The organism is Rhizobium sp. P40RR-XXII (genome assembly GCF_012641405.1).
Lineage (GTDB): Bacteria > Pseudomonadota > Alphaproteobacteria > Rhizobiales > Rhizobiaceae > Rhizobium.
In genome coordinates, this window is record NZ_JABAII010000003.1 from 100,802 (window position 1) to 126,959 (window position 26,158).

General features: G+C 59.4%; 24 protein-coding genes. 17 read left to right on the top strand and 7 right to left on the bottom strand.

The features are described from left to right. Positions 1–47: 47 nt before the first annotated feature. Positions 48–935, bottom strand: a complete 888-nt coding sequence (locus HGP16_RS06890; RefSeq protein WP_168839272.1) for a LysR substrate-binding domain-containing protein — start codon at positions 933–935, stop codon at positions 48–50. A gap of 108 nt (positions 936–1,043) precedes the next feature. Between HGP16_RS06890 and HGP16_RS06895 the strand changes: the two genes are divergently transcribed. Next, positions 1,044–2,297 carry an aromatic ring-hydroxylating oxygenase subunit alpha gene (locus tag HGP16_RS06895; protein ID WP_168839273.1) on the top strand — a complete coding sequence of 418 codons (1,254 nt, stop codon included), beginning with the start codon at positions 1,044–1,046 and terminating at the stop codon, positions 2,295–2,297. Continuing rightward, positions 2,287–3,369, top strand: a complete 1,083-nt coding sequence (locus tag HGP16_RS06900; RefSeq protein WP_168839274.1) for an FAD-binding oxidoreductase — start codon at positions 2,287–2,289, stop codon at positions 3,367–3,369. The genes HGP16_RS06895 and HGP16_RS06900 overlap by 11 nt, the downstream gene beginning before the upstream one ends. Before the next feature lie 97 nt (positions 3,370–3,466). Here the strand turns inward: HGP16_RS06900 and HGP16_RS06905 are convergent, their stop codons facing one another. Then, on the bottom strand, positions 3,467–3,871 hold the full coding sequence (locus tag HGP16_RS06905) for a GFA family protein (protein ID WP_168839275.1): 405 nt from the start codon (positions 3,869–3,871) through the stop codon (positions 3,467–3,469). 171 nt (positions 3,872–4,042) lie between these two features. Next, positions 4,043–6,079, bottom strand: coding sequence for an NADH:flavin oxidoreductase (locus HGP16_RS06910; RefSeq protein ID WP_168839276.1), 2,037 nt, complete (start codon positions 6,077–6,079; stop codon positions 4,043–4,045). 145 nt (positions 6,080–6,224) lie between these two features. On the opposite strand from HGP16_RS06910, the gene HGP16_RS06915 reads away from it, so the two are divergent. After that, positions 6,225–6,854, top strand: a complete 630-nt coding sequence (locus HGP16_RS06915) for a TetR/AcrR family transcriptional regulator (RefSeq protein ID WP_168839277.1) — start codon at positions 6,225–6,227, stop codon at positions 6,852–6,854. A 26-nt stretch (positions 6,855–6,880) separates the two neighbouring features. On the opposite strand, the gene HGP16_RS06920 is transcribed toward HGP16_RS06915, so the two are convergent. After that, positions 6,881–9,265: a putative bifunctional diguanylate cyclase/phosphodiesterase gene (locus HGP16_RS06920; protein WP_168839278.1), complete on the bottom strand. Its 2,385-nt coding sequence runs from the start codon at positions 9,263–9,265 to the stop codon at positions 6,881–6,883. 127 nt (positions 9,266–9,392) lie between these two features. Here HGP16_RS06920 and HGP16_RS06925 point away from each other — a divergent pair, with 127 nt between their 5' ends. Together HGP16_RS06925 and HGP16_RS06930 are read left to right on the top strand one after the other, a co-directional pair. Further along, on the top strand, positions 9,393–10,199 hold the full coding sequence (locus tag HGP16_RS06925; protein ID WP_168839279.1) for a transporter substrate-binding domain-containing protein: 807 nt from the start codon (positions 9,393–9,395) through the stop codon (positions 10,197–10,199). A 333-nt stretch (positions 10,200–10,532) separates the two neighbouring features. Beyond that, complete coding sequence (locus HGP16_RS06930; RefSeq protein WP_168839280.1) at positions 10,533–11,567, top strand: LacI family DNA-binding transcriptional regulator; 1,035 nt, start codon at positions 10,533–10,535, stop codon at positions 11,565–11,567. Positions 11,568–11,587: 20 nt separating this feature from the next. On the opposite strand, the gene HGP16_RS06935 is transcribed toward HGP16_RS06930, so the two are convergent. Next, complete coding sequence (locus HGP16_RS06935; protein ID WP_168839281.1) at positions 11,588–12,538, bottom strand: alpha/beta hydrolase; 951 nt, start codon at positions 12,536–12,538, stop codon at positions 11,588–11,590. Between the two features lie 24 nt (positions 12,539–12,562). Next, entirely contained in the window at positions 12,563–13,711 is a 1,149-nt protein-coding gene (locus HGP16_RS06940) for a Gfo/Idh/MocA family protein (RefSeq protein ID WP_168839282.1), read from the bottom strand. 176 nt (positions 13,712–13,887) lie between these two features. On the opposite strand from HGP16_RS06940, the gene HGP16_RS06945 reads away from it, so the two are divergent. The 11 genes from HGP16_RS06945 to HGP16_RS06995 all read left to right on the top strand — a co-directional run bounded on the left by HGP16_RS06945 (position 13,888) and on the right by HGP16_RS06995 (position 24,442). Next, positions 13,888–15,234 carry an ABC transporter substrate-binding protein gene (locus HGP16_RS06945; RefSeq protein ID WP_168839283.1) on the top strand — a complete coding sequence of 449 codons (1,347 nt, stop codon included), beginning with the start codon at positions 13,888–13,890 and terminating at the stop codon, positions 15,232–15,234. A 1-nt stretch (position 15,235) separates the two neighbouring features. Then, a complete protein-coding gene (locus HGP16_RS06950; RefSeq protein WP_168839284.1) occupies positions 15,236–16,168 on the top strand; it encodes a carbohydrate ABC transporter permease in 933 nt (310 codons plus the stop codon). Then, positions 16,165–17,001: a carbohydrate ABC transporter permease gene (locus tag HGP16_RS06955; protein ID WP_168839285.1), complete on the top strand. Its 837-nt coding sequence runs from the start codon at positions 16,165–16,167 to the stop codon at positions 16,999–17,001. Before HGP16_RS06950 ends, HGP16_RS06955 begins: the two co-directional genes overlap by 4 nt. Before the next feature lie 5 nt (positions 17,002–17,006). After that, entirely contained in the window at positions 17,007–17,825 is an 819-nt protein-coding gene (locus tag HGP16_RS06960; protein WP_168839286.1) for a sugar phosphate isomerase/epimerase family protein, read from the top strand. Positions 17,826–17,836: 11 nt separating this feature from the next. Next, positions 17,837–18,913, top strand: coding sequence for a Gfo/Idh/MocA family protein (locus HGP16_RS06965; protein ID WP_168839287.1), 1,077 nt, complete (start codon positions 17,837–17,839; stop codon positions 18,911–18,913). Next, complete coding sequence (locus HGP16_RS06970) at positions 18,913–19,731, top strand: sugar phosphate isomerase/epimerase (protein ID WP_168839288.1); 819 nt, start codon at positions 18,913–18,915, stop codon at positions 19,729–19,731. The genes HGP16_RS06965 and HGP16_RS06970 overlap by 1 nt, the downstream gene beginning before the upstream one ends. Then, a complete protein-coding gene (locus HGP16_RS06975; RefSeq protein ID WP_168839289.1) occupies positions 19,731–20,555 on the top strand; it encodes an alpha/beta fold hydrolase in 825 nt (274 codons plus the stop codon). Before HGP16_RS06970 ends, HGP16_RS06975 begins: the two co-directional genes overlap by 1 nt. Beyond that, positions 20,552–21,277 (top strand): ribulose-phosphate 3-epimerase, encoded by a 726-nt coding sequence (locus HGP16_RS06980; RefSeq protein ID WP_168839290.1) that lies wholly within the window; start codon positions 20,552–20,554, stop codon positions 21,275–21,277. Before HGP16_RS06975 ends, HGP16_RS06980 begins: the two co-directional genes overlap by 4 nt. Continuing rightward, positions 21,274–22,296, top strand: coding sequence for an ROK family protein (locus tag HGP16_RS06985; RefSeq protein ID WP_168839291.1), 1,023 nt, complete (start codon positions 21,274–21,276; stop codon positions 22,294–22,296). The genes HGP16_RS06980 and HGP16_RS06985 overlap by 4 nt, the downstream gene beginning before the upstream one ends. Next, positions 22,289–23,374 carry an ABC transporter ATP-binding protein gene (locus HGP16_RS06990; RefSeq protein ID WP_168839292.1) on the top strand — a complete coding sequence of 362 codons (1,086 nt, stop codon included), beginning with the start codon at positions 22,289–22,291 and terminating at the stop codon, positions 23,372–23,374. The genes HGP16_RS06985 and HGP16_RS06990 overlap by 8 nt, the downstream gene beginning before the upstream one ends. A gap of 87 nt (positions 23,375–23,461) precedes the next feature. After that, positions 23,462–24,442 carry a L,D-transpeptidase gene (locus tag HGP16_RS06995; protein ID WP_168839293.1) on the top strand — a complete coding sequence of 327 codons (981 nt, stop codon included), beginning with the start codon at positions 23,462–23,464 and terminating at the stop codon, positions 24,440–24,442. Positions 24,443–24,485: 43 nt separating this feature from the next. Here HGP16_RS06995 and HGP16_RS07000 read toward each other — a convergent pair whose 3' ends face one another. Next, positions 24,486–24,713: a hypothetical protein gene (locus HGP16_RS07000; protein ID WP_168839294.1), complete on the bottom strand. Its 228-nt coding sequence runs from the start codon at positions 24,711–24,713 to the stop codon at positions 24,486–24,488. Between the two features lie 189 nt (positions 24,714–24,902). On the opposite strand from HGP16_RS07000, the gene HGP16_RS07005 reads away from it, so the two are divergent. Then, on the top strand, positions 24,903–25,910 hold the full coding sequence (locus tag HGP16_RS07005; protein WP_168839295.1) for a hypothetical protein: 1,008 nt from the start codon (positions 24,903–24,905) through the stop codon (positions 25,908–25,910). Positions 25,911–26,158: the final 248 nt, after the last annotated feature.

Here is a 26,158-nt window from a genome sequence, read left to right on the forward strand (position 1 = left end):
CGGCACTTGGTTGCCGATCCCAGGCTTCAAGAGGATTTTCCGTGCCTTCAACGAGTGAGCGCGTTCGCGAACCAGTTTGCCGCATGCTCGGCCGCAGGCTTGCGGCGTGTTCTGACTGGGAGCAGAACGTGATACCGGTCCTCGGTGGGCATCTCGGCCATTTCCAAGGCGACGAGCGTGCCGTCGTCCAGAAAGGTCTGGACGAGAAGACGCCAGCCCAGCGCGATCCCCTGCCCGGCGCGCGCGGCCGCGATCGCCTCGGTATAGTGGTTGAAGCGAAGATGCGGCTTTATCCGCAAGGCACGACCCATCTTCTCAGCCCATTGTGGCCAGGACAGCCATGATCTGTCATGCACGTCTGTCTCGATGAATTCGTCGGTTTCGCTGAGATCGCCGGACAGACGCCGCCGGAAATAGTCGGGCGAACATACGGGCACGACAAAGTCCTCCTGGGAGGCAACAACCGTCGCATCGGCGAACGGCGGTCTTCCATAGCGAATGGCGATGTCGATACCGCCTGCGTCGAGATCGATCCTGGCATCCTGCGAGACGACCCTGATCTGCACGCCCGAATTCTCGCGCCGGAACTCCGCCAGGCGGGGAAGAAGCCAGAACGAGGAGAAGGCGACCGTCGCGCCGATCGTCACGACGTCCTGCTGCGAAGATCTGACCGCGTCGACGGTGTCCGCGATATTCGCGAAGCTCTGAGCAAGCGTCGTTCCCAGGGTGAGGCATTCCGCGGTCGGTTCGATGGTGCGGTGTCTGCGCACGAACATCGGCAATCCCAGTTCTTCCTCCAATGCCGCGATCTGGCGGCTGACTGCTGCCTGCGTGACGCCCAGCTCGATTGCGGCTGCGGTGAAGCTTCGGTGCCGCAGAACGGCTTCAAGCGTCATCAATGCCGTCAGGGATGGGATACGACGCCGAAAGTTCATCAAGCATCCTTCGCATTACATAAAGTTATGGATCGCTGAAAATTAATGCCGTTGAAGCCTATGAGATGCAAGAGCAAACTGCCTCTCATCGAACCATGAGAGGTTATCATGCTAAACAGGCTTCCCTCTGACATCTCAGCACTTCTTGAAGCCCGCGCCGATGGTCATTCCCTGCCGGCCGGCCTTTACACGCGCGAGGACGTCTTCGAGGCCGACATCGATGTCTTCTTCCATAAGCACTGGATCTGCGTCGGCCTTGACTGCGACGTTCCGGAGCCGGGCGATGCGACCGTCGCCGACATCGGCAAGACCAGCCTGATCCTCCTTCGCGACGACGACGGCGAGCTCCGCGTGCTTCACAACGTCTGTCGCCACCGCGGGTCGCGCCTGCTCGACGCCGGAAAGACCATCGTCTCGAAACTCGTCTGTCCCTATCATACCTGGACCTACGAGCTGACAGGCGAACTGGCCTACGCGCCCCACATGGGCAAGGACTTCGACAAGCAGTGTCACAGCCTGAAACCGGTGAATTTCAAGTCGATCGCCGGCCTCATCTATGTCTGCCTTTCCGACAATCCTCCGGAGGACATTGCAAACCTCGAGCAGACCATGATCGAGCGCCTCGCGCCATATGACATACGCAACGCCAAGGTGGCGCATCAGACCGATGTCATCGAGGACGGCAACTGGAAGCTCACGATGGAGAACAATCGCGAGTGCTATCACTGTTCCGCCAACCATCCGGAGCTCTGTGTTTCTTTCGTCGATCTCGACTTCGGTTTCGACCCGGAGACGCTGAACCCGGAGGATCGCGAACAGGCAGCGGAGCACTTTCGGCTCTACGACGAGCGCACGAAGGCCTGGGAAGCCGATGGCTTTCCGTCAGCCGCGGTCGAGCAGCTCGTCGACTGCGCGACGAACTTCCGGACCCAGCGCCTGATCATCGCCGGTGCCGGCGAATCCCAGACGCATGATGCGACGGCGGCATCGTCGAAGCTCCTCGGTCAAATGACCCGCAAGGACCTCGGCGATACGCATCTTTGGGGTCACAACAGCTGGAACCACTTCATGGGCGACCATGCCGTCGTCGCGATCGTCATTCCGCTCTCGGCAGGAAAAACGCTGGTCAGAACCAAGTGGCTCGTCCACAAGGACGCCGTCGAAGGCAAGGACTACGATTTCGACAAGCTGACCGACGTCTGGATCGCAACGACCGACCAGGACGCGGATCTCGTCGCCCGCTCGCACGCCGGTGCACTCGACCCGGCCTATCAGCCAGGTCCCTATTCCCGGTTCTCGGAAACCAACCTGGACAAGTTCGCGGCCTGGTACATCGATCGGATGCGCGCTCATGGGTATTGAGTTCACACAGATGCAGCGGGCTCACGCCGACATTTGGGATCCGGAACGGGACGAGACCCTCGTTTGTGTCGACGTGCATCAGGAAACGCATGACGTGAGGAGCTTCACGTTTGCATCTCCCGAAGGCAAGCGTTTCAACTTCGATGCCGGACAGTATTTCCTGTTCGATTTCCCCACAGGCTCGGACGGCGAGGCTCGCTGTTACAGCATCTCGTCGTCGCCCTATCGCGGTAATGCGTTCACCGTAACGGTCAAGCGCGTGCCGGGTGGTAAGGTCTCGAACTGGCTGCATGACAACATGGTTCCCGGCATGACGGTCAAGGGTCAGGGGCCGCTCGGGCACTTCATCCGCCCGAAAGTGGCGGGAACGAAGCTCCTGCTGCTTTCAGGCGGTTCGGGCATCACCCCCGTCATGTCGATCACCCGTGACCTGGCGGATAGCTGCGAGCCGGCGGACATCGTGTTCCTTCATGCAGCCCGTACGCCACTCGACCTCATCTTCCGCAGCGAACTGTCCTGTCTTGCAGCCCGCATGAAAGGCCTGCGACTGCAGTTCCTGCCGGAAACGGTCATTGGCGAGCGCGCCTGGCCGGGTTTAACGGGTCGAATCTCGTCCGAGTTCCTGAAGCTTGCCGTTCCTGACATCGCCGAGCGGATCGTCATGTGTTGCGGTCCGGCGCCGTTCATGGCGGCGGCCCGCTCGATCACAGCAGCGCTTGGCGTCCCTGCGTCCCATTACATCGAAGAGAGCTTCGATGCAGCTGTCATCGACGAGCCGGGCCTCGATGTCGAGGCACAGCCGGCAGGGAAGATCTACCGGGTCGAGTTCTCGAAGCAGAAGCGGACGCTCGAAGTCTCCGTCGATCAGACCGTGCTGGCAGCGGCGAAGAAGGGCAGCATCCGGCTCCCATCATCCTGCTCCAACGGCATGTGCGGAACCTGCAAGTCCAAGCTCGTCTCGGGTTCGGTGGAGATGAACCATAATGGTGGCATCAGGCAGCGAGAAATCGACGCCGGTATGTTCCTGCCCTGCTGTTCGAAACCTCTGAGCGATCTGGTCATCGATCGCTGACCAGCAAGTACCAAACCGACGGGACCGCCGAGAATCAATCGAATGTCGCGCAGCGAAGAGAATTCGGCGCCGTCCGCTTACTCGCCCCAATATCGTGCTAATCACCTGGCCGTCCGGGGAGATCCCCTATGGTGTCGATCCAGGGCAGCCGAGACGAGCACCAGCTCTGCGATCGGGGCCGAAGCTTTTGTCGCTGGTTTATCGTCCCTAGACGAATGCCCACCTCGTCAGCATCTTCAAGCTCCCCGGTCGTGTAGATCGGCGACCCGCAATTCGGGCAGAAGTACTGCAACCGGCGGCGGCCGTTATCGCCGAATTTTGCGTAGAGTTTCGGCTCTCCTCCTGTGATCTCAAATGCCTTGCGTAGCGCGCTCACGGTGACCCTATAAGCCGTCCCCGTCAGCCGCTGGCAGTCTGTGCAGTGGCAGATCGACACCTGCTCGGGGTCGATATCCGCCTTGTATGAAACAAACCCACAATGACATCTTCCGTCTATGTGCATCTGCCCCACCCCATTTTCTCGCTACATACAGCCCATGGAACTAGGGCAGCGTCAGAGCGGTTTCCACCGAAATGGCGCCGGCTTCGACTTTTTACGCAGGCAGGGCGCCGCTCTCTTCGCAACCCAGGTCGCGACGTAAAGGCTCGTCCTTCTGGAAGATCGGCCGAGACGTCAAAGATCCTTCGCGATCCTAAGGCCGTCGTAGATCGCGGCGTGCGTGTTTCGCGCGGCGACCGCGTCGCCGATCCGGAAGAGCTGGAACTGGCCTTCCTCATTGCGGACGACGGATTGCGGCTCACCTGCAAGAAGCTGGTCGTACGAGGTCTCGCCCAGGTTTCGGGAGTGCGGCTTGAGTTCGAAATACAGTTCGTCGAGCGGGATCGTGCCATGATTGACCACGATCTGGTCAACAACCCTTTCCTTGGCGACGCCGCCATAATCGCTCCCGACCTTCGCGATGATCTGGTTGCCGCTCTTTTCCGCCGCTTCCAGCCGGAACGTCACCGTGAACGTGACATCCAATGTCTGTAGCGAGCGCATGTAAGGAACAAGGTTCATCGCCATGACCTCCGGAGCGAAGGACCGGTCCGGCGTCATGATCTCGACCTTTGCACCCGCTTTCGCGAGGAATTCGGCTGCCTGCAGACCGGCATGATCGCCGGCGTCGTCGAATACGAGTACGTTGGTGCCCGGCTTTACATCGCCTGAGATGATATCCCAGGACGAAACCACGAGTTCGTTGCCCTTCGACAGCACATCGGTATGCGGCAAACCGCCGGTCGCGATGATGACGACATCGGGTTTTTCGGCGGTAATAGCCTCGGCTTCCGCCCAGGTATTGAAATGGAAGATGACGCCAAGCTTCTCGCATTGGCTCATCCGCCAGTCGATGATGCTGATCATCTCGCGGCGGCGCTCGCTCTGCGCCGTCAGACGGATCTGGCCGCCGGCATTATTCGCGGCCTCGAAGACAACGACGTCGTGACCGCGCTCGGCGGACACGCGCGCCGCCTCGAGCCCCGCCGGTCCCGCGCCCACGATGACGACCTTCTTGCGGACTTCGGCCTTCTGCACGATGTGCGGCATCGTCTGCTCGCGCCCGGTCGCGGCGTTGTGAATACAGAAGGCAAGGCCGCCCTGATAGATGCGGTCGAGGCAGTAGTTGGCGCCGACGCAGGGGCGGATATCGTCCTCGCGCTTCTCGATGATCTTGCGGACGATATGCGGGTCCGTCATGTGGGCGCGCGTCATACCGACCATGTCGACCTTGCCTGCCGCGATGGCGTGGCGGGCGGTCGCCACGTCCGGGATCTTGGCTGCGTGGAACGTCGGAAAGTTCGTCGCGGCCCGGATATCGCCGGCAAAGTCGAGATGCGGAGAGTTCGCCATGCCCTGGATGGGAATGACATCGGTGAGACCAGGATCGGTGTCGATATGGCCGCGGATGACGTTGAGATAGTCGATCAGACCGCTGTCGCGCAGCCGTTTCGAAATCTCTATACCCTCCTCTTTGCCGGTACCGCCGGGAAGACGTTCGTCCGCGGTGTATCGAACGCCGAGAATAAAATCGTCTCCAACCCGCGTCCGTATCGCCTTGAAGACGTCAAGACAGAAGCGCAGGCGGTTCTCAAGCGAGCCGCCATACGGCCCATCGAGTTCGTTGGTCAGCGGCGAGACGAACTGGTCGATCAGATGTCCGTAGGCCTCCAGTTCGATACCGTCCATACCGCCGGCCTTCATGCGCTCGGCGGCGTCGGCAAAGTCTTTGATGATGCGCTCGATATCCCAGTCTTCGATCTTCTTTGGAAACGCCCTGTGCGCGGCTTCGCGGTGGTGGGAAGGCGACACGATGGGCAGCCAATCACCCTTGTCCCAGCGCGTGCGGCGACCGAGATGCGTCAGCTGGATCATGATGGCGGAACCGTGTTCGTGAACCGCGTCGGTCATCTCGCGGATCCACGGAACGATCTCGTCCTTATAGGCGAGCAGGTTGTTGAAAACCGGAGGACTGTCCCGCGAGACGGCAGCCGACCCGGCCGTCATCGTCAGCGCAACACCGCCCTTGGCCCGTTCCACCGTATAGGCGCGATAGCGCTCCTTCGGCATGCCATCTTCGGGATACGCCGGTTCGTGAGACGTCACGATGATGCGGTTGCGCAGCGTCAGGTGCTTTAGTTTAAAGGGCTGAAGAAGAGGATCGCTCGACATGCCTCGTGCTCCGGATTGGAAACATCGCATGACGCTAAATGGAAATGTACACATATGTCAATCTAGAAAACATATACGTCTTCTGTTTAGACACTAATGTACATTTTACTTGTTGAGACCGTCGCAATTTGATAGGAAATGGCTCATGGACCAGGGTGGAAACGACAACGGATGGCGGGGGTCTCAGGAAGGTTGGCTGGAAGCAGCCTACTCCTCCCTGATCGATTCCGGAGTGGAGTCCGTAAAGATCCAGCCGCTGGCGAAGAAACTCAAGCTCTCGCGCACGAGCTTCTATTGGTTTTTCAAGGATCGCGAAGAACTTCTAGGCGCCTTGGTCAGCAAGTGGCGGGACAAGAATACCGGGAATTTGGTCAAGCAGTCCGAGGCATATGCGGAATCGCTCGTAGAGGCGATGTTCAATGTCTTCGACTGCTGGCTCAACAAGGACTTGTTCGATTCTCAGTTCGAGTTCGCCGTGCGCAGCTGGGCCTTGCAGTCGACGGACATTCTCGAAGAGGTTCGCCGCGCTGACCAGACACGCATGGAAGCGCTGTCGCGAATGTTCACCCGCTTCGGCTATGACGCCGTTTCCGCCGACGTCCGCGCGCGGACGACCTACCTCGTCCAGATCGGCTACATCTCGATGCAGTCCAGGGAAGACATTACCGTGCGCATGAAGCGAATTCCGGAATATATCGCGATCTATACCGGACAGAATCCGCAGCAGCGGGAGCTTGACCGCTTCTTTTCGCGTCATGGCTACAAGCCAAGCTAGGAACGACAAGAGGAGCGGATGATTTCTCAGCTGGTCGCGAGTAATTTTTCATTGCTATGAGGTTTCTCGAAACAATCGAGCTCATGAAGAGGAATCGGCTTGGAGAACAGATAGCCTTGGAGGTCGGTGCAGCCCAAGGCCGCCAAGAAGTCGCGCTGATATTCTGTTTCGACCCCTTCCGCCGTTGTCGAAATACCGAGACTGTTGCTCAGCGAGATAATGGCACCGACAATGGCTGCCCCATTGGCTTTTGTGCCGAGGAGCGAGACGAACGAGCGATCGATTTTGATCCGATCGATGTCAAAGCGCGTCAAATGGCTGAGACAGGAATAGCCGGTTCCGAAGTCATCGAGGGAAATTTGAACGCCTTGGCTGCGAAGGGATTTCAGCACCGCATAGATATCCGCGTAATCCTCGATGAGTGAGGTCTCGGTGAGCTCGAGCTCAAGCCGGGATGGGGATAGCCCGGTCTCCTGAAGAACAGCGCTTACTTCTTCGACAAAATTGGGTCTCCTTAGCTGAGAAGGAGACACGTTGACGGCAACAAACGTGTTTTCGGGCCAGCTGCAGGCGGCTTTGCAGGCCTCGCGCAATACCCAGAATCCAAGTGCGTCGATAAGGCCGCCTTCTTCCGCCGCAGGGATGAAACTGGCCGGCGTCAGCAGCCCACGCTGGCTGTGGCTCCACCGCACGAGGGCCTCGGCGCCCGACACGGAGTATCCCTTGCCCGCCCGGTACACCGGTTGGTAATAAACTTCCAGCGACCCGAAGTCCGGTCGGTCGGAAAACAGCTCGCCCGGTTCACTGCCGCCAGATGAGACGCGGAGTTTGGCCAAAACCTCACGCAATTCGTTTTTAAGAATGTCGCGCGCATTTCTGCCTCCGTCCATGGAGGGCGAATAAACCAGCCATCGTCCCCTGCCGCTTACCTTTGCTTCGTACAGCGCGGCATCGGCATAACGCATGATATCATCCGCATTGCGTCCGGCATCGGGCACGATCGCCACGCCGATCGAGCAGCCAACCCGGGCAACGGCCTCGCCCTTCAACAGGGGGAACGGCTTACTAAGCTCCGCAACGATCGCTTCGCAAATTCGCGGCAGCGTTTGATCGTGATCTTTGATGTCACGCAGAAGCAGGGCGAATTCATCCCCTCCGAGCCGGGCGAGAGTATCTCGTGAACGAAGGAGCGAACGGATCCGACCCGCAGCCATCCTGATGAGTTCGTCGCCGGCGGCGTGACCGAATGTGTCGTTCACGGTTTTGAACCGGTCGAGGTCAAGAAGTGCGATTGCCGATCGCTCGGAAGAGTTTTCCAATTCAGCCAGGCACTCGTCGAACCTGATCGCAAACATGGCGCGATTGGGGAGATCCGTCAGCACATCGTGGAGGGCAAGTTGCCTTGCGTGGAACTCGCTTTTCTTCAATTCACCTAGGCTGCTTCGCAGGCGGAGAAGCAGGATCGTGAAAAGAAGCGCCATCATCAAGGCAGCAATCGAAAGTGCAGGCATCAGCCTGCCGATCACCCTTGATCCCGGAAGGTCGGGTCGCCAGACGATAAAGCCGATCGGCTCGCCGTTTGTCGTATCGTCAATCTGAAATGCAACTTCGTCACCGTCTGCGTCGGCGGTTCGTGCAAAGCGCGCGCCATTCAGTCCTTGTTCCCGGCTCAATTCGTCCAGGGCAGCTCCATCGAGGAACCGCACGACGATCAGGAATTGCCACAACGACTGCCCTTGTCTCTCGTGTGGTTCCTTGACGGCCGCGATGCCGACGATCGTCGGTCGACCTTCCAGGCGCAACAAACTGGCCAACCCGCGATGAACGGGCACCGTGCTTCCGGCGGGATTGCCCGGTGATCCCGGTAGGTGTGCGGTGAACGTCGTGTCTTGGCGTAGGGCAGCGCCAGCTTCTCGAAGCAGCGGCAAAAGAAGAGGTTTCATCCACCGATAGCGTTTTTCCGTTTCGCCATCCGCCATCATGACCAGCTCGCCATGCTCGTCCACGACGAAAGCCTGGTCGTAGCCGAAGACGGATGTCGCAGTCTGGCTGACCGCACTTCCCGCTGCCGTCGTCAAAACAGTATTGAAGGCAGGTGAAGCCGACGAGGAGCCGGAGGCCGGGTAAGCGCGGTTTGCGGCAATATAACCATTCCCGACTTGCCCGATGACGCGTGCTACCTGATCGACCTGTTCTCGCAGGCGCGCATTGACGAGCAGCCGTTGTCGATCAAGAGCAGCGGCATCGCTTTCAGTTCCCGCCCACAGCGCCGAAAGCACGACAAGTCCAATCGCTCCCAGGCCACTGGCAGCGATCAGAAACAGAATTCTCCCAGAAGCTATCCAGGACTGTTGAAACGACTTCGGGTTGGAGGAACGGATAATGTGCAAGCGCAGATCCCCGAACACCACTAGACTAGGGCGTCATCATCAAATCAAAACTACGGCTGGATCAGTTCTAACAAAGAAGCGTTCACGTAGAATTAAAAGCAACTACGTACTATGTGCGCGATCAACCACTTATTGAGGATCCTCTACTATGTCGCGCCCATCGGTTCAGACTATATTGCGTAGAACGTTAGTAGCAGGCGGCATAGGTCTCCTTTTGACCGCAACACTGCCTTTTCAAGTGGCTGCACAAGAGCGCACGCCGATGCGAATTGCCGTCGAAGGCGCGTTTCCACCTTTTAATTACCTCGATGCAAATAATAAGCTTCAAGGCTTCGACATCGATATTGCCAACGCCGTCTGCGAGATTGGTAAGTTCGAATGCCAATTTATCATCGAGAAGTGGGATGACATGATTCCCGATCTTGTTGCCGGGAAATACGACGCGATCATCTCATCCATGTCGATGAGCGCCGAGCGGCGCCAAAAGGTTGCCTTCACCGAAAGATACTACAACAGCCCGACGGTGTTCATCGTGCGAAAAGATTCGCCGATCAAAGAGGTGAGCCCCGCCGCCCTTGGTGACAAGAACCTTGGGGTAACATCGTCAACCGCCCAGGAATCCTTTGCCAACCATCTCTATCCGCAAACGCGCAAGACGGTCTTTCGGTCTTCACCCGAATTGTACAAAGGACTGGCGGATGGAAGTGTCGACGTTATCTTGGAAGATAAACTTGCCATCTACGACTGGATTGCGAACACAAAGGCGGGAAGCTGCTGCGAGTTCAGGGGACCTGATCTGGTTGACGTCACATTCTTTGGTGACGGTTCTGGAATCGCGGTGCGGTTGGATGATCGTGAGCGGCTGGCACGCTTGAACGCGGCGCTGAAGTCCATCAAGGCTGATGGAACCTATGACATGATCAACGCCAAATATTTTCCCTTCAGCATTCAGTAGCATCGCCAGTGAATTGCGCTGTTGGCCTCGAACACCGTCGAGGGCGGTGCCTCACGTGCGCGGTTTATGCCGCCTGATTCACCGCGTTAATTAATAAATTTCCGCGTGCCATTTTTATTGTGACACGAAGGCGGAAAGAATTTGCCCGGAATTTGCGTCCCCAGTTGTACTTCTTTCCATGGAGACGCATAACGATCACTAGAGCAATTCCAGGAAAAGTGCGCAGCGGTTTTCCGTCCGGAATTGCGAGACAAAAAAGGAGCGGTTCAGAGGTTCCGTGAAAGGCCGACCCGCTCTGCTAGATCGAGATGATTGAAAAATGATCGGCTTTTGATGGAAAAATTGACGCACAAGACGATGGAGGACTTCGCGAAGTCCTGCGGCGTCTCCCGGCCGACCCTTTCCAAGTACTTTGACGATCCGACCAGTGTGAAACCGACGACACGGGCGCTGATCGAGGCGGCACTTCGCTCGTCGGATTACCAGCCGAATCTTTATGCGCGGAACCTCAATCGCAAAAGGACACGCAATATCGGCATCCTGGTTCCTGCCCTCACCGACCCCTTTTATGCCGAAATGGTCAATCGTCTGGAATTGCGGCTGCGCAACGAGGGCTATTGGCCGATCGTGTTCTCGTCGCATGGATTGCCGGAACTGGAAGCCGAAGCAGTCAACACAATGTTGTCGTTGAAGGTTGCCGGGGCGCTTGTCGCACCATTGGGGCAGAAATCCGATCCGCGTACCTTTGAAAAGCTCGCGCAGAACCTGCCTATCGTTTACTTCGATACTTATATCGAAGGGAACACGCCGTTCATCGGCAACAACAATTACCAGAGCGTGGCAACGATCGTGGAATATCTCTGCCGATCCGGAGAAACGCCTGCCTATTTCGACATTCCGCATGTCAATCATAACTCACCGGAGAGGCTGGCAAGCTATATCGCCACGATGGAAGCCGCAGGCTACGAGCCAATGGTGATCGAGACCAACGCCGCCTACACATGGGAGTTCGAACGCATCGGATATGAGCAGATGGACAGCCTGCTCCAGGCAAAGGCTCTTCCCCGCAAAACCATCCTGTGCGCAAATGATCGTCTCGCCTTCGGGGTTATGTCGGCAGCCTTCGCGCATCGGCTGAGAGTTGGGCGAAAAAAGGGAGACGATCTGCGTGTCGCTGCCCATGACGACCATCCCTTGAGCCGCTATACCTGCCCGCCATTGACGACGATGGCACAGGATTTCGCCGCGATGACCGCAAGCAGTGTCGAAGCGTTGCTGACGCTGCTGGGGGACATGGATGCGCCGGTGCGGTCGATTACACACAGGATCACCCTGGATGGGACATTGGTCATGCGACAATCCGCTTGAAGCGGAGCCACTGATCCCGTCTAGTTCGAGCGTTCCTCGAAGGAACGCCAGGTCGCCACGGCTTCTTCTATTGTCTGCCGAGCCTCGGCCACATATTTTCCCATCGAGACGAAGCCGTGGATCTGTCCTTGCCGGTGACGATGCACAGAGCGCACCCTATCTTGCCGCAGCCGCTCGGCATAGGCGATGCCTTCGTCGGCCAGAATGTCGTGTCCGGCGGTCACCACGAAGGCTGGAGCTACCCCCGCGACGGTCTCGGCCCGTAACGGAGAGACCCTCCAGTCGGCAATATCGGCTGCGGTGCGGACATAGTGATCGCGAAACCATCTCATCGTCGAGGCGGTCAAGCCGAAGCCCTCGGCATAGCGGCGATAGCTGTCGGCCATCTGCGCGGCGTCGGTGTTGGGATAGATGAGCAGCTGCGCCGCAATTGGCGGGGCGTCGCCCGCACGCGACATCAACGCCAGCACGGCGGCAAGATTGCCGCCGGCGCTGTCGCCGGCGACAGCAATTCGACCCGGATCGATGCCGAGATCTGCAGCCGTTTCGGCCACGAATGCCAATGTCGCGGCGCAATCGGTCACTCCGGCGGGAAACTTATGTTCCGGCGCCAGCCGGTAGTCCGGGCAAATCACGGTGCATTCGGCGAGATTGGCGAACCATCGGCAGATTTCGTCGTGAGATTCGAGGTTGCCGATCACCCAGCCACCGCCATGCAGATAAACAAGACCGGGACCATTCCTCAAAGGCGCGCCGATGCCGCGATAGACGCGCAACGTGATCGGACCATTCGGACCGACGATCTGGCGATCCTCCACCATGGCGACCGCCTCCCTTGCACCCTGGAGCGTCGGGCAATTCGCATCGTAGTCAATGCGGGCCCGCTGAACCGTACCGGTTTCAAATGGTCGGCCATTCGATCGATCGGTCATGGCGAGAACGTGCCGGGCACTCTCATCCAGCTGTTCCATGAGATTAACTCCCCTCTGCGGCAATCAGGCCAAAAGACTGCGTGCTTCGTCCTCGCCAAGACGCGGCGGCGGTATCAGCTCCGCGCCGATGCCGACAGACTGCCTGTTTTCGCCGGATTGGAGAATAGCCTCCATGATTTCGAGGACATGAAGCGCCAACTCCCCCGAGGCTCGGGGCTGCCTGCCCTCATTAAGCGCGCGCGCCAGGTCTGCGACGCCGAGCATGCGGTAATTGGCCCGGTCCGGTGCATTGAATGGCCAGTTCCTCGCGCCGTAAAGTTCGTCGTCGCTTTCGAAATCACGCCAGTCGGCGCCACGCTCGGACAGCGACACGGTTCCGCCGAACGTGTCCGGGTCGGGCAGCCGCAACGAGCCTTCGGTACCGTGCAGCTCGATAGGGCGATTGGAATGGCGAAAGACATCCCAGGACGCGCCGAAATTCACGGTCGCACCGGATGCAAATTCCAGAAGCGACAGAACGTTGGTCGGCGTGCCGACCTTGAAGCTGGTATTTTTGAACGGGCCGTCGGCGGTGATCAGGCGATCTTCCTGGCCCTTCGTCGCCATTGCCATGACCCGCACGACCGGGCCGAGCAGGTTTACCATCATCGTCAGATAATAGGGACCCATGTCGAGGACCGGGCCGCCGCCCGGCTGGTAATAGAATTGCGGGTTGGGGTGCCAATGCTCCATGCCACGCCCCATCATGAAGGCCGAACCGCTGACCGGCCGGCCGATCGCGCCCTCCTCCATCAGACGCCGCGCCCGACGGCCTGCCGCGCCGAGGAATGTATCGGGCGCAGAACCCAGCAGCAGCCCGTGGCGCTTGGCTTCCGCCACAAGAATGCGGCCGTCCGCCGCCGATGTTGCGAGCGGCTTCTCCGTGAAGACATGCTTGCCGGCCGATAGGGCCGACATGGTGACATCGAAATGGACGGCTGGAACCGTGAGGTTGAGCACGAGGTCGACTTCTGGATCGGCAAGCAATTGGTCGACACTCAGGGCGCGAATGCCATATTCACGGGCACGCAGCGCGGCCGCGTCAGGAGATATATCGGCGCAGGCGCGCAGTTCGAGACCGGCAAACAGCGCCGCATTGCGCAGATACGTCATCGAGATATTCCCGCAGCCGACTACGCCGATGCCAAGTTTAGCTTTTGAATTATCAGACATATTTCCCAATCCTCCCTGATGCTCCTCATTCGCCCGCCGCGCTTCGACGCGTCCGAGCGATGCCTCCTGGATCGAGTTAAAGCATCTTATTTCTTGACGCGCGACAATTTTTTATGAAACATGTGCGAATACTGGCGCGGAGGTATGGAGGTCGCCAGTCTTCCTGGGAGGGAAACATGACAGATTTCAAGAAGACGCCGGCTGTCTCCAAGATTGCTGGACAATCGATAATGCTTGATCGTCGTCAACTGCTTTTGGGCGCGGCCGGCGCCGCCATCGGTACGGCAACGCTCGGCGTTGCTTCAGGTCTCGGCATCCGCCCGGCACGTGCCGCCGATCGGACGGAAATCAGCTTTGCCAGCGCCAGCTTCTTCGGCAAGGAAGGGCTTGGCGATCTCGTCAAGGCTTTCAACGAGTCGCAGAGCCGTATCACCGTCAAGTTCATCGAGCTGCCGCCGCCCAGTTCGTCGACGGAGGTCTATCAGGGCCTCGTCCAGCAGCTCGCCCGCCGCAACGGAACACCCGACGTTTTCAGCCAGGATGTGATCTGGATTGCAGGTTTTGCCTCTGCCGGCTGGGCCTTGCCGCTTGACGAATATTTCCCGAAGGACAAGCGCGCCGATTATTTCCCCGGCACGGTGGCGGCCTGCACCTATGGCGACAAGCTGACCGCGCTGCCGTGGTTCGTCGATTCCGGCATGTTCTATTATCGCAAGGACCTGGTGGAAAAGCACGGCGGCAAGGTGCCGGAAACCTGGGCCGACATGGCGACGATGGCGGCAGAGGCGCAGAAAGCCGGCGATGCCAAGTTCGGCTATCTCTGGCAAGGCAAGCAGGCCGAGGTTCTGGTCTGTGATGCCGTGGAAATCATTGCCTCCAACGGTGGTTCCATCCTTTCCGCCGACGGAAAATCATCCGTCATCGGCGACGATGCCGCCGTTGCCGCAATCCAATTCCTGTACGATACCATCAACAAGACGAAGATCAGCCCTCAGAACGTGCTCTCCTGGGACGAGGAGCCCTCTCGCCAGCCGTTTACGTCCGGTGAGGCCATGTTCATGCGCAACTGGTCTTATGTCTACCCGATCGCGCAGGACCCGAAGGCCTCGCATGTCGTCGACAAGGTCGCCGTCGCGCCGTTGCCGCATTTTGCCGGCGGCAAGAGCGCCGCGTGCCTTGGCGGCTACCAGCTGGGCGTCAACGCCAACTCCAAGAAGCGGGAAGCGGCGATCGAGTTCCTGACCTGGATGTCCTCGCCGGAAACCCAGACCCGGCTTGCGCTCAATTTCGGTCTCGCGCCTTCGCGTCCCGCCATCTTCCAGGATGCGAAGCTGAAGGCGGAGCAGCCGTTCATGGCGAGCCTTCAGAGCGTCTTCACCGGGGCCACGCCGCGGCCGATTACGCCGCAATATGCCAAGGTGACACTGGCATTGCAGTCCAGCATCTCGAAGGCGCTGGTCAGCGGCAACGTCAAGGCGGAGCTGCAGGCAGCAGCGGCCCAGATCAACAAGATCGTTGGCTGAAATGGCCGTAACGATGACGGTTGCCGCTTCCGAGCAAACCCCAGGCAAGTCGAGGGCGCTATCAAGCGCCCTCTGGCCCTGGCTGCTGCTGTTGCCTGCGTTCCTCTCGCTCGCATCGGTTTCCTTCTACCCGATCGTCAACGGCGTCTATCTGTCTTTCACCAACCGCTCGCTGATCACCCAGGACAATGATTTCATCGGCATCGCCAACTATGTGCAGCTGCTGGCCGATCCGCCGTTCTGGAATGCCTGGTGGCACACGATCTGGTTTACCCTGATCTCGACTTTGCTCGAGACGTTCATCGGCCTTGCGATGGCGCTGATCCTTTGCGAAACCTTCGCCGGCCGGGGCATGATCCGCGCCGCCATGCTAGTGCCCTGGGCCATGCCGACCGTCGTGACGTCGAAAATGTTCGGCTGGCTCTTCGACGGCCAGCACGGCATCATCAATTTCATCCTTCTGCATGCAGGGCTGATCGATCAGAACGTCAACTGGTACGGCTCGCCCGATACGGCGCTGACGACGATCATCCTTGCCGATGTGTGGAAGACGACGCCATTCATGGCGCTTCTGTTGCTGACGGGGCTGCAGACCGTTCCGAAATCGCTGATCGAGGCCGCCCGCATGGATGGGGCAAGAGCCTGGACGATCTTCTGGCATATCCGCCTGCCGCTCCTGATGCCGACGCTGCTGATCGCAGGCCTCTTCCGAGCGCTCGATGCATTCCGCGTCTTCGACCTGGTCTATGTGCTGACGGGCGGCGGGCCGGCCGATTCCACCGAGACGCTTTCGACGCTGTCCTACAAGGTGCTCTTTTCGACGCTTCAGTTCGGCTACGGCTCGGCTGTAACGACCGCCATGTTCATCACGGAAGGGCTGATTGCCATCGGCTTCTGTGTCTTCCTCGTGCGCCAGATCAGGAGGACGACATGAACGAAGGCCGCTCAATCTTCCAAAATCTCCTCATCTACCTCGGCGCCCTGTTTATCCTCATCTGGTCCGCCGGCCCGTTCATCTGGCAGTTTTCGACATCGCTTCAGCTCGACAAGGCGCTGACAGAGGGAACGCCCTCGCTCATACCGAACCCGTTCACGCTGGAGCATTACTATAACGCCTTCGTCGAAAAGGGCCTGCATCACTATGTGCTGAATTCACTCGTCGTTTCGCTGGCGACCACCGCGCTTTGCCTGATCGTCGGCTCACTGGCCGCCTTTTCGCTGTCGCGCCTCGATGTGAAAGGGCGCTTCGGCATCCTGACGGTCATCCTTTCGGTATCGATGTTTCCGCAGATCGCGCTCGTCGGGCCGCTCTATCTCATCGCCTCCGATCTCGGACTGCTCGATACCTATACGGCGCTGATCATCACGTATCTTGCGCTGGGACTGCCGCTGGTGACCTGGGTGTTGTTCGGCTATTTCGAGACGCTGCCGCGCGAAATCGACGAGGCGGCCCGCATGGACGGCGTCGGCCCGGTCGGCCTGCTCTGGCATATCATCCTGCCAATGTCATTGCCGAGCCTGGTCACGACAGGCCTGCTTGCCTTCATCACCGCCTGGAACGAATTCCTGTTCGCGCTCGCATTCACATCGGATAGCGGCACCCAGACCATCCCGGTCGGCATCGCCAATTTCACCAACCAATATTATGTGCCCTGGGGGGACATCGCCGCCGCATCGGCTGTGGTCACCGTGCCGCTCATCATTTTGGTGCTCTTCTTCCAACGACACATCATCGAAGGCCTGACCCAAGGCGGAATCAAGGAATAGCGGGAATGCGCAAGGACATAAAAGTCGGCTGCCAGACATTTACATGGGAAATGCTCGGCAATGCTTGGACGGGAACGGCAGACGACCTGCTGTCGGCAATTTCCGCCGGCGGCTATTCCGGCATCGAAATCACCGACACCATGATCGGCCGCTATGCTGCAGACCCGCATGCCTTCGCAAATGCATTAAGGGATTGCGGCCTGACGCTCGTCTCCTTCGCCTTCGGTTCGAAGAGCGGCTTCACGGTGGCCGACGCGATGAAGGACGACCTGACGACGGCAAAGCGCTGGATCGATTACGCCGCGCATTTTCCGGGCGCACTTGTTTCCATCGGCTCGGCAACCGTCGTTTCCGACGGCCCGCGAGACGACAAGTTCGCTATTGCCGGCGAGTTCTACAATCGCGCCGGCGAGCTGGGCAAGGTCGCCGGCGTCGAGATCGCCGTGCATCCAAGCTCGCATCACAATACGCTGCTGTTCGACCGAGCCGACTACGACCGCATCTTCGCCTTGCTCGACCCGAGCCTGGTCGGCTGGGTGCCGGATACCGGCCATATCCTGCGAGGGCATGCCGACATGCTTGACACGATGCGTACCTATCAGGACCGTATCCGCTACCTGCATCTGAAGGACGTCGACGCGCATGACCGATGGGCGATGCTCGGCAAGGGTATTCTCGATACGCCGGCCGTGATCGACCTCATCTCCGCGGCCCCACGCTTCAATGGCTGGCTGGTGCTGGAGGAAGAATCCGAGACGGCCGGCGCCGATCCTGCCGGTGCGGTCAAAGCCAATCGCCAAACCATGCGCGGCTACGGCGCATAAGGAAGAGAACCATGATCGAAAAGGAAAGTCGCCGTCTTCGCGTCGGAGTACTCGGCTGCGGGCCGATCGCGCAATTCGCGCATCTGGAATCCTGCGTCAAGGCGCGGAATGCCGATCTCTACGCGATCTGCGATGCGGCACCCGATCTTCTCGCCCGCATGGGCGCGACCTATGAGCCGCAGAAGATGTTTGACAATTATGATGCCATGCTTGCCGATCCCGATCTGGAAGCCGTGATCGTTGCGACGTCCGATGCCTATCATGTGCCGATGTCCATAAAGGCGCTCGAAGCCGGAAAGCACGTACTGTGCGAAAAGCCGATCGGCGTTTCGGTCGAAGAAGGGCAGCAGCTCGCCGAGGCGGTGCACCGATCCGGAAAAATCCTGCAGGTCGGGCACATGAAGCGCTTCGATCCGGCGCTCGAGGCGGCGCGCGATTTCGTGCGCGACGACATAGGCCAGATTTTTGCGATGAAGGCGTGGTATTGCGATTCCACACACCGCTATACCAATACGGATGCGGTGCAGCCCCTGCCCGTCACCAGCAAGCTTGCGCGCAAACCATCAGGCAATCCCAAGGCCGATCTCAGGCAATATTTCATGCTGGCACACGGCTCGCATCTCGTCGACACCGCGCGTTTCTTCTGCGGTGAGATCGTCGCGGTTCGCGCCCGGCTTCTCGAACGTGCCGGTGCCTATTGCTGGTTCGTCGAGACCGAATTTGCCAATGGTGCCCTCGGCCATCTGGACCTGACGGTTGCCGTACGCATGGATTGGCATGAAGGGTTCCAGCTTTACGGCGAGAACGGCTCGGTTCTCGCAAAGACCTTCAATCCCTGGTACTTCCGCTCGAGCGAAGTGGAGATCTTCCACGAGAAGGATGCGACGAGCCGAAAGCCACTCGGCGCGGACGGCCATTTCTTCCGCAGGCAGCTCGAGGGACTTGCCGATACGGCACTGAACGGCGCGCCGATGCGCGGCGCCAATGTCGAGGACGGCCTGGCGTCCATCCGCGCGATGGTGGCGATCGCCCGATCGGTGGAACGGGGCGAACGCGTCGAACTCGCATCGGTCTCGGGAGTGGTCTGATGCAGATCGGGATCTTCGCCAAGACCTTTCCCGGAACAGAGCCGCTCGGCGTTCTCTCGGCGGTGCGCGATAGCGGTTATGCATGCGCACAGTTCAATCTCGCCTGCTGCGGTCTCCCGTCCATGCCCGATGCCGTTTCGGAAACGACGATCGCAGCGGTTCGCTCGGCCGTCGAGGCGACCGGTATCTCGCTTGCCGCCCTGTCGGGCACCTACAATATGGCTCACCCCGATATTGCCATTCGCCGGACGGGCCTCGCCCAGCTCGCAGTCGTCATCGAAACGGCGGCGGCACTCTCTATTCCGTTGGTGACGCTTTGCACCGGAACGCGTGATCCGAACGACCAATGGGCCGATCACCCCGACAATGGCGATCCGTCCGCCTGGGCCGACATGGCGGCTGAAATGTCGAAGGCTCTGGAGCTCGCCGAACGCCATGGCGTCGATCTCGGCATCGAGCCGGAACAGGCCAACATCGTCACCTCGGCAAGCGATGCCCGGCGGCTGATCGGCGAGATGGGATCGCAGCGGTTGCGCATCGTGCTTGATCCGGCCAATCTTTTCGAACAGGCGACACCGGCAGAGGCGCGGGCGATCGTCGAAGAGGCGATCGAAATCTCGGCCAGTCACATCGCCCTGGCGCATGCCAAGGATCGTCACGCCGACGGCCGCTTCGCAACCGCCGGGCAAGGCGTGGTGGATTTTGCCCACTTCATCGCGCGGCTGCGCTTCGTGAATTTCGACGGACCGCTCGTCACGCATGGCCTTTCGGCTGCCGAAGCATCCGGGGTTGCCGACTTCCTCAAGGCGTTGATTTGATGGGAAAAAAAACGTTCAAACGTGGCGATACGGAACTTGCCGTCTATGAGGACGGTCAGGGGCTTGCCGTCGTCTTCCAGCATGGTCTTGGCGGCGATGAGGCGCAGGTGGCACAGAATGTTTCCGCCGCGAATATTCGCCGGCTGACGCTGGAGTGCCGTGGACATGGCGCATCCTCGCTCGGCAATACGCGGCCATTTTCGATTCCTATGTTTGCCGAGGACGTTCTGGCCGCGGCCACCGCATACGGATTTGACCGCTTCATCGTCGGCGGCATTTCAATGGGCGCGGCCATCGCACTATATCTTGCCCATCATCACCCCCGCCGGATCGCCGGGCTCGTACTCGTACGCCCCGCGTGGACCTTCGCGGCATCGCCGGACAATCTCGCGCCGATCCGCGCCGTTGCCGCCCTGATCCGCTCGCACCCGATTGAGGAGGCCAAACGGCGTTTTATCGTCTCTGACACCGGACAACGGATTGCCTCGGAGGCGCCGGACAACTTCTCTTCCCTGCTCGGCTATTTCGACCGGCCGGATGCTCTCACCTTCGCCTCGGTTCTGGCTGACATCGCCGCAGACGGGCCGGATGTACCGCGGTCATCCGCCGACGCCCTTGCCGTACCCACGCTCATTATCGGCAACCAGCAGGACGCGATCCATCCGCTCTCCTGCGCGCGGACGCTCGCCGATGTCATTCCGGGCGCAAGCTTTGTCGAAGTCACCGCCAAGGCCATCGACAAAAACAGGCATTTTGCCGAAGTCCAAGACGCCATCACGCATTTTCTTGCATCCAAAACAATCCGGAGCTTCGTTCCATCATGACGTCCCGCCCCCTTTCCGGCCCGCAGGCCATCGCAGCGCTTCCCCGCAACCGGCTTCTGGGCGAATTCTCGCTCTGGTCGGCCGATCTTGCCAATATGGAGACGGATCTCAAGCGCATCGAAGCCTACGTCGACCTGCATCACATCGATGTCGCCGATGCGCGCTTTACGCCGGGCTTCCTGTTCTTTCCGGATTTTGTCGCGCGCATCGCCAAGTCGACCGCCAAGCCGATCCATGTCCATCTCATGGTCGAGGCTGAAATCGTCGAGGAGCAGACGCGCCAATTCATAGAGGCGGGCGCGGATTTGATAAGCGTCCATGCCGAAAACGGCGATGCCGGCTTGCGTGCAATTGCGCTTACCAAAGAGCTGGGTGCCGAAGCCGGCGTGGTATTGCGGCTGGAAACGCCCGTTTCGGCGATCGAGCCTTTCATCGATCATGTAGCCTTCGTGACGTTGCTGGGAACCTCGATCGGCGTCAAAGGACAAAGCCTTTCCGAAAAGGCATGCGACCGGCTGATCGAGGCGCGCTCCCTCCTGAAGAAGGCCGGCCGCGAGGATCGGGTCATACTCGCCGCCGATGGCGGCATTCGCGAACAAACCGTGCCGTTGCTGCGCCAAGCCGGAGCGCAGACGGTCGTTCTCGGATCGCTGGCATTCAGCGACAAGAACCTCGGCGACCGGATCGCCTGGCTGCATGGGCTGGAGAGCCGCGTTTCGTGAAAAAGGTCGCTCTCGCATTCGATCTTGGTGGAACGGAGCTTCGCGCCGCGCTTGTCGATGACAAGGGATGTCTTCTGGCGTTTTCGTCTCTGTCGACGGATGCGACCGGCGGGCCTGCCGCGGTCATCCGACAGATCGAACTGCTGGCCGAAACGGTGCTGGCGGAAACGCCCGGTCTTTCTCCGATCGGGATCGGGATCGGCGCGCCTGGTCCGCTCGATCCGGACGCCGGCGTCGTCATTGCCGCGCCGACCTTGGCCGGATGGCACGAAGTTCCGCTGGCGGACATTCTCCAAAACCACTTTCAGCTACCCGTACGGCTTGAAAACGATGCGAACGCGGCAGCGCTTGGTGAATGGCAATACGGCGCCGGTCATGGTGCGAGATCGATGGTCTTTGTCACGGTATCGACCGGTATCGGCGGCGGCGTGATCGCCGATGGCCGTATCCTGCATGGCAGACGCGGTCTGGCTGCGGAGATCGGCCACATGACGATCACGAGTGAAGGCGAGCGTTGTTTTTGTGGCGCAGTCGGCTGCTTCGAAGCCGTCGCCTCGGGAACAGCGCTCGGCAGGCGGGCCACCGCGCGCACCCGTCCGTCCGACGGGTCGATGCTGCGGAAGCTGTCGAACGACGCCGAGGTCACCGGGCGACATGTTGTCGAAGCCGGGCGAAAAGGCGACGCGGCGGCCCTGGAACTGCTCAATGCCGAGGCACGATGGCTGGGGATCGGCTTTACCAACCTGCTTCACCTCTATTCCCCCGACGTGCTCGTCATGGGCGGTGGAATTTCGCATGGCTTCGATCTTCTCCACGATCAAATGGTGGCGACGGTTCGCGAGCGTGCCATGCCCGCCTATCGCGACGTGCCGATTGTCGCCGCGCAGCTCGGACGCCATGCCGGTCTGATCGGCGCTGCCAGCCTTATCTTCGGCAGCGAAGGAAGGATCGATCCTGTGTCTGCGGGCGTGGAAAGCACGAATATACCCACCGGTAAAAAGGAGGCCAGCGATGGCTAATCTCGAGCTCCGCGACGTTCGCAAATCCTATGGCGCCATCGAGGTGATCAAGGGCATTGATCTCGAAGTGGACGACCGTGAATTCGTCGTCTTCGTCGGCCCTTCCGGCTGCGGAAAATCCACGCTTCTGCGCATGATCGCCGGTCTGGAAAAAATAACTGCCGGCGAACTGATGATCGATGGCGCCCGTTCCAACGATATCGATCCGTCGCGACGCGGTCTGGCTATGGTGTTCCAATCCTATGCGCTCTACCCGCACATGACTGTCGCCGACAATATGGGCTTTGCGCTGAGGATTGCCGGGGCCTCGGTAAGCGAGCGTGATCGGAAGGTCGGGGAGGCAGCACAAATACTGGAATTGACCCATCTGCTCGACCGTCGGCCGAAGGATCTGTCCGGTGGTCAACGCCAACGCGTGGCCATCGGCCGCGCGATCGTGCGTAACCCGAAGATCTTTCTGTTCGACGAGCCGCTTTCCAACCTCGACGCTGCGCTTCGGGTCAATATGCGGCTGGAATTGATGCGCCTGCACGACGAACTGGCCGCAACGATGATCTACGTCACCCACGATCAGATCGAGGCGATGACGATGGCCGACAAGATCGTGGTGCTGAATAGTGGCCGCGTCGAACAAGTCGGCTCGCCACTTGCGCTCTACAATCATCCCGCGAACATCTTCGTGGCCGGCTTCATCGGCTCGCCGAAGATGAATTTTCTGCCGGTAGCGGCCGAGATTATCGGTCCGGACGGCATATCCGTCGCGCTACCCGGCGGAGGCACCATGACCGTTCCGGTCTCTTCCGGCCCGGTAGAGGTGGGTTCGAAACTGACACTCGGAATCCGCCCCGAACATATCCGTATCGGCCAAGAGGGCCAGTTTGCGGGGCAGATCGTCCTTGCAGAGCGGCTGGGGGGTCTGACGATCCTTCATGTCGATACCGCCTCGGGCCAGCCCCTCGTGGTGCAGGCGGAAGGTGCCGACACCACCCCGCCTCACACGCCGATATCGCTCCAGATCGACCCGGGCACCTGTCATCTCTTCGATGAGAACGGAAAATCGCTCGCCAGGCTGAATTGACGGCCAGGCGACCTTCTCGCCGCAATCAGCCAATCAGATCTGTCTTAGGCCGGCGGAACAACTTGCACAGATGATGATTTTCAAGACATGATCAATACGTTGCGCTGTCTTACGATCTCTATCGCTTTTATATTCTCAGGCCCGGCTATTGCCACTCCAATAGCTGCTGCGGATGTAAATAGCGCCTCCATGGCGTCTATACAGATCGAAGCGCCGAGCGAGAAGCCAAAGAAGCCTGATGCAGCGGTCGTCAAGCTTCAGGTCCTGCTGGATCGAGCCGGTTCTTCTCCTGGCGCTATCGACGGTTACATCGGAGAGAACCTCAGCAAAGCAATTGCGGGATTTGAAGCTTTGCAGCGGCTTCCCGTCGATGGAAAACTCGATCCAGAGATACTTGGGCGGCTTGAGGATCAGGTTCCCGTCATCCAGGCGTATGCCATAACGGCCGATGACGGGAAGGATCTGGTGAAGAGCATTCCCAGGGACTATGCCGAGCAGGCCAAGATGGATCATCTCGGTTATACCAGCATCGCCGAGAAGTTAGCCGAACGTTTCCACATGAGCATCGCTCTTCTGAAAGCGCTCAATCCGACCGCGTCTTTCGTCCCCGGTGAAACAATCATGGTTGCGATCCCTGGCGAGGCAAAGACCGGCATAGTGAAGCGGATCGAGGTTCACAGAAAGTTGGGCCAGATATTCGCTTTTGCGGAAGACGGGGCGTTGCTGTCGGTCTACCCAGCCACTATCGGCAGCGAGGAAACGCCCTCCCCCTCAGGCACGCACAAGGTCAAGGGCGTCGCTCGATTGCCGCCATACACCTACAATCCGAAGATCAATTTTCAGCAGGGTCACAACAAGAGGATCCTGAAGCTGCCAAGCGGGCCGAACAATCCTGTCGGCACGGTCTGGATTGATTTGACCGAGCCCACTTATGGCATCCACGGAACGCCGGAACCAGAACTTATCGGCAAAGTCGGCTCTCATGGATGCGTCCGCCTGACAAACTGGGATGTGGAAGAGCTGGCAAGGATGGTAAAGCCGGGCGTGGTCGTTGAATTTGTCGATTGACCACCGGCCAGAAGCCGCATCGGGCAATTGCCGGCGGATGTCGTTACTCGCGAGGCAGAAAAATCGGATCGTTCGTCGGCCGGAACTGACCCTCGGGCGACAGGCCAAAGCCTACGTCAGCATCAGCCATCGTGCGCTCGATTTCAGAGAGGTACCCAATCTCGTACCCAGGATTTTCAATGCAAGCCGTCCGATACAACTCGGCCATATTTGCGCCGCGATCGGTGAAGAATGCTGACGCAAAGCGGATGAGGAAATTAAGGGCGGGCAAATAATCTTTCTGCTACCGCCGAGATTTCCGGTTTCCGTTAGGTCGTCGTTCAGCAAAGCAGCGCACAATTACGATTTCTGGATCCGAGCGCATGGCAGGCAGGCTTGTGGGGCGGACGGACCGCCGAAATCGCCGTTGCCGATAGCGGCACATGCGGATCCGGTATATTTTTACAGGAGATTTAATTTCGTGCGGTTGAGATATGCCCTTCGAAGCGTCGCCCAGATGCTCAGCCTTTGCTCTCTTACCATCATCATCCCTTCAACATCGCAATCTCTTGCCGCCGAGCGCCAGTCAGATCTTCCGGCGTGGCTGAACGCCTATGTCGGCGAAGGCGACGGTCAGATTGCCCGACCGATTTTGCAAAGGGCGCGCGCGCTCTACATGCAGAAGACAAGCGAAGGCAAGGTCAGCAACCCTTGCTATTTCGCGATGGATGCAACCCGCCCGAACAATCCGGCTGACGGCAAGTCGGCGGGCCGTTTCTACATCGTCTGCGAAGCGACCCAAGCGTTCCGCGTGGTTTCATCGGGCCACGGCAGCGGCCGCGATCTCAAGGGCGTCGTCGACTTCGGCAATGGCCGGATGTGCGCCAAGAACTTCGGCAACGCGATGGATTCGAACCTGACGGCAGGCGGCTCCTATATGACGGAAGAAACGAAAACGACCTTCAAGGGTTACTATCGGGTTTCCCAGACCAAGGATGCCGCTTTCCTTCGCACCTTCGTGCAGTTCGACGGCGTTGGCGAAACCGCCAATGCACGCGCCCGGGCGATCGGCGGCCATGCCGCTGCAAAGGTTGCCGGCATCTGCATGAAGAAGGATCCGCAAAGCCCCTATGCCAATCGCGACGGATACGTTCCGCTCGGAAAGCTGGTGGAATATGCCGGCGGCCGCAGCGACGGCTGCACGAGCTGGTCGGCATCGGATGCCAATCAGATCATCTCCATGGTGAAGGACAATCCGACGACGCTCTACATCTATCCGGAATCCTCGGACATCAAGGCAGTCGCCAAGGCCGTTGCAGCCGGCCGCTCTCCCGCGCAGTCCGGATTGTATTGGAACGAGTCCTGCCTGAAGGAAATCGGTACTCCGAAATTTTGGCCGAAGGAAACCCTGGAGCCGATCATCGTCCAATACAAGAACGATCATCCGGCACCGCCGTCCCGGCCGATCCCGATTTGCGATCAGCAATGAACCCGGCATAGGCGCAGGCGCGGAAATACAGAGCTCGGGATCGGTAACCACAGGCATGGCCCGGTCCCGTCCTCCTGTTTGGAGGCTATTGGGCTTGTCGACGAACAGCATATGTCCATTATGCGGCTTTGCACGGCTACATGCGTAGCGGCACAAAAGGCTGATATAGCTTCCGGCAACGAATTTATTTCAATGAAATCAATCTTCTAGCGAGCGGGGAAATTCAGTCAAAACGATCGAATTCGTGA

Coding starts and splice junctions, on each gene's coding strand:
- HGP16_RS06890 (WP_168839272.1), bottom strand. CDS start 935: ATGAACTTTCGGCGTCGTATCCCATCCCTGACGGCATTGATGACGCTT.
- HGP16_RS06895 (WP_168839273.1), top strand. CDS start 1,044: ATGCTAAACAGGCTTCCCTCTGACATCTCAGCACTTCTTGAAGCCCGC.
- HGP16_RS06900 (WP_168839274.1), top strand. CDS start 2,287: ATGGGTATTGAGTTCACACAGATGCAGCGGGCTCACGCCGACATTTGG.
- HGP16_RS06905 (WP_168839275.1), bottom strand. CDS start 3,871: ATGCACATAGACGGAAGATGTCATTGTGGGTTTGTTTCATACAAGGCG.
- HGP16_RS06910 (WP_168839276.1), bottom strand. CDS start 6,079: ATGTCGAGCGATCCTCTTCTTCAGCCCTTTAAACTAAAGCACCTGACG.
- HGP16_RS06915 (WP_168839277.1), top strand. CDS start 6,225: ATGGACCAGGGTGGAAACGACAACGGATGGCGGGGGTCTCAGGAAGGT.
- HGP16_RS06925 (WP_168839279.1), top strand. CDS start 9,393: ATGTCGCGCCCATCGGTTCAGACTATATTGCGTAGAACGTTAGTAGCA.
- HGP16_RS06930 (WP_168839280.1), top strand. CDS start 10,533: ATGGAAAAATTGACGCACAAGACGATGGAGGACTTCGCGAAGTCCTGC.
- HGP16_RS06935 (WP_168839281.1), bottom strand. CDS start 12,538: ATGGAACAGCTGGATGAGAGTGCCCGGCACGTTCTCGCCATGACCGAT.
- HGP16_RS06940 (WP_168839282.1), bottom strand. CDS start 13,711: ATGTCTGATAATTCAAAAGCTAAACTTGGCATCGGCGTAGTCGGCTGC.
- HGP16_RS06945 (WP_168839283.1), top strand. CDS start 13,888: ATGACAGATTTCAAGAAGACGCCGGCTGTCTCCAAGATTGCTGGACAA.
- HGP16_RS06950 (WP_168839284.1), top strand. CDS start 15,236: ATGGCCGTAACGATGACGGTTGCCGCTTCCGAGCAAACCCCAGGCAAG.
- HGP16_RS06955 (WP_168839285.1), top strand. CDS start 16,165: ATGAACGAAGGCCGCTCAATCTTCCAAAATCTCCTCATCTACCTCGGC.
- HGP16_RS06960 (WP_168839286.1), top strand. CDS start 17,007: ATGCGCAAGGACATAAAAGTCGGCTGCCAGACATTTACATGGGAAATG.
- HGP16_RS06965 (WP_168839287.1), top strand. CDS start 17,837: ATGATCGAAAAGGAAAGTCGCCGTCTTCGCGTCGGAGTACTCGGCTGC.
- HGP16_RS06970 (WP_168839288.1), top strand. CDS start 18,913: ATGCAGATCGGGATCTTCGCCAAGACCTTTCCCGGAACAGAGCCGCTC.
- HGP16_RS06975 (WP_168839289.1), top strand. CDS start 19,731: ATGGGAAAAAAAACGTTCAAACGTGGCGATACGGAACTTGCCGTCTAT.
- HGP16_RS06980 (WP_168839290.1), top strand. CDS start 20,552: ATGACGTCCCGCCCCCTTTCCGGCCCGCAGGCCATCGCAGCGCTTCCC.
- HGP16_RS06990 (WP_168839292.1), top strand. CDS start 22,289: ATGGCTAATCTCGAGCTCCGCGACGTTCGCAAATCCTATGGCGCCATC.
- HGP16_RS06995 (WP_168839293.1), top strand. CDS start 23,462: ATGATCAATACGTTGCGCTGTCTTACGATCTCTATCGCTTTTATATTC.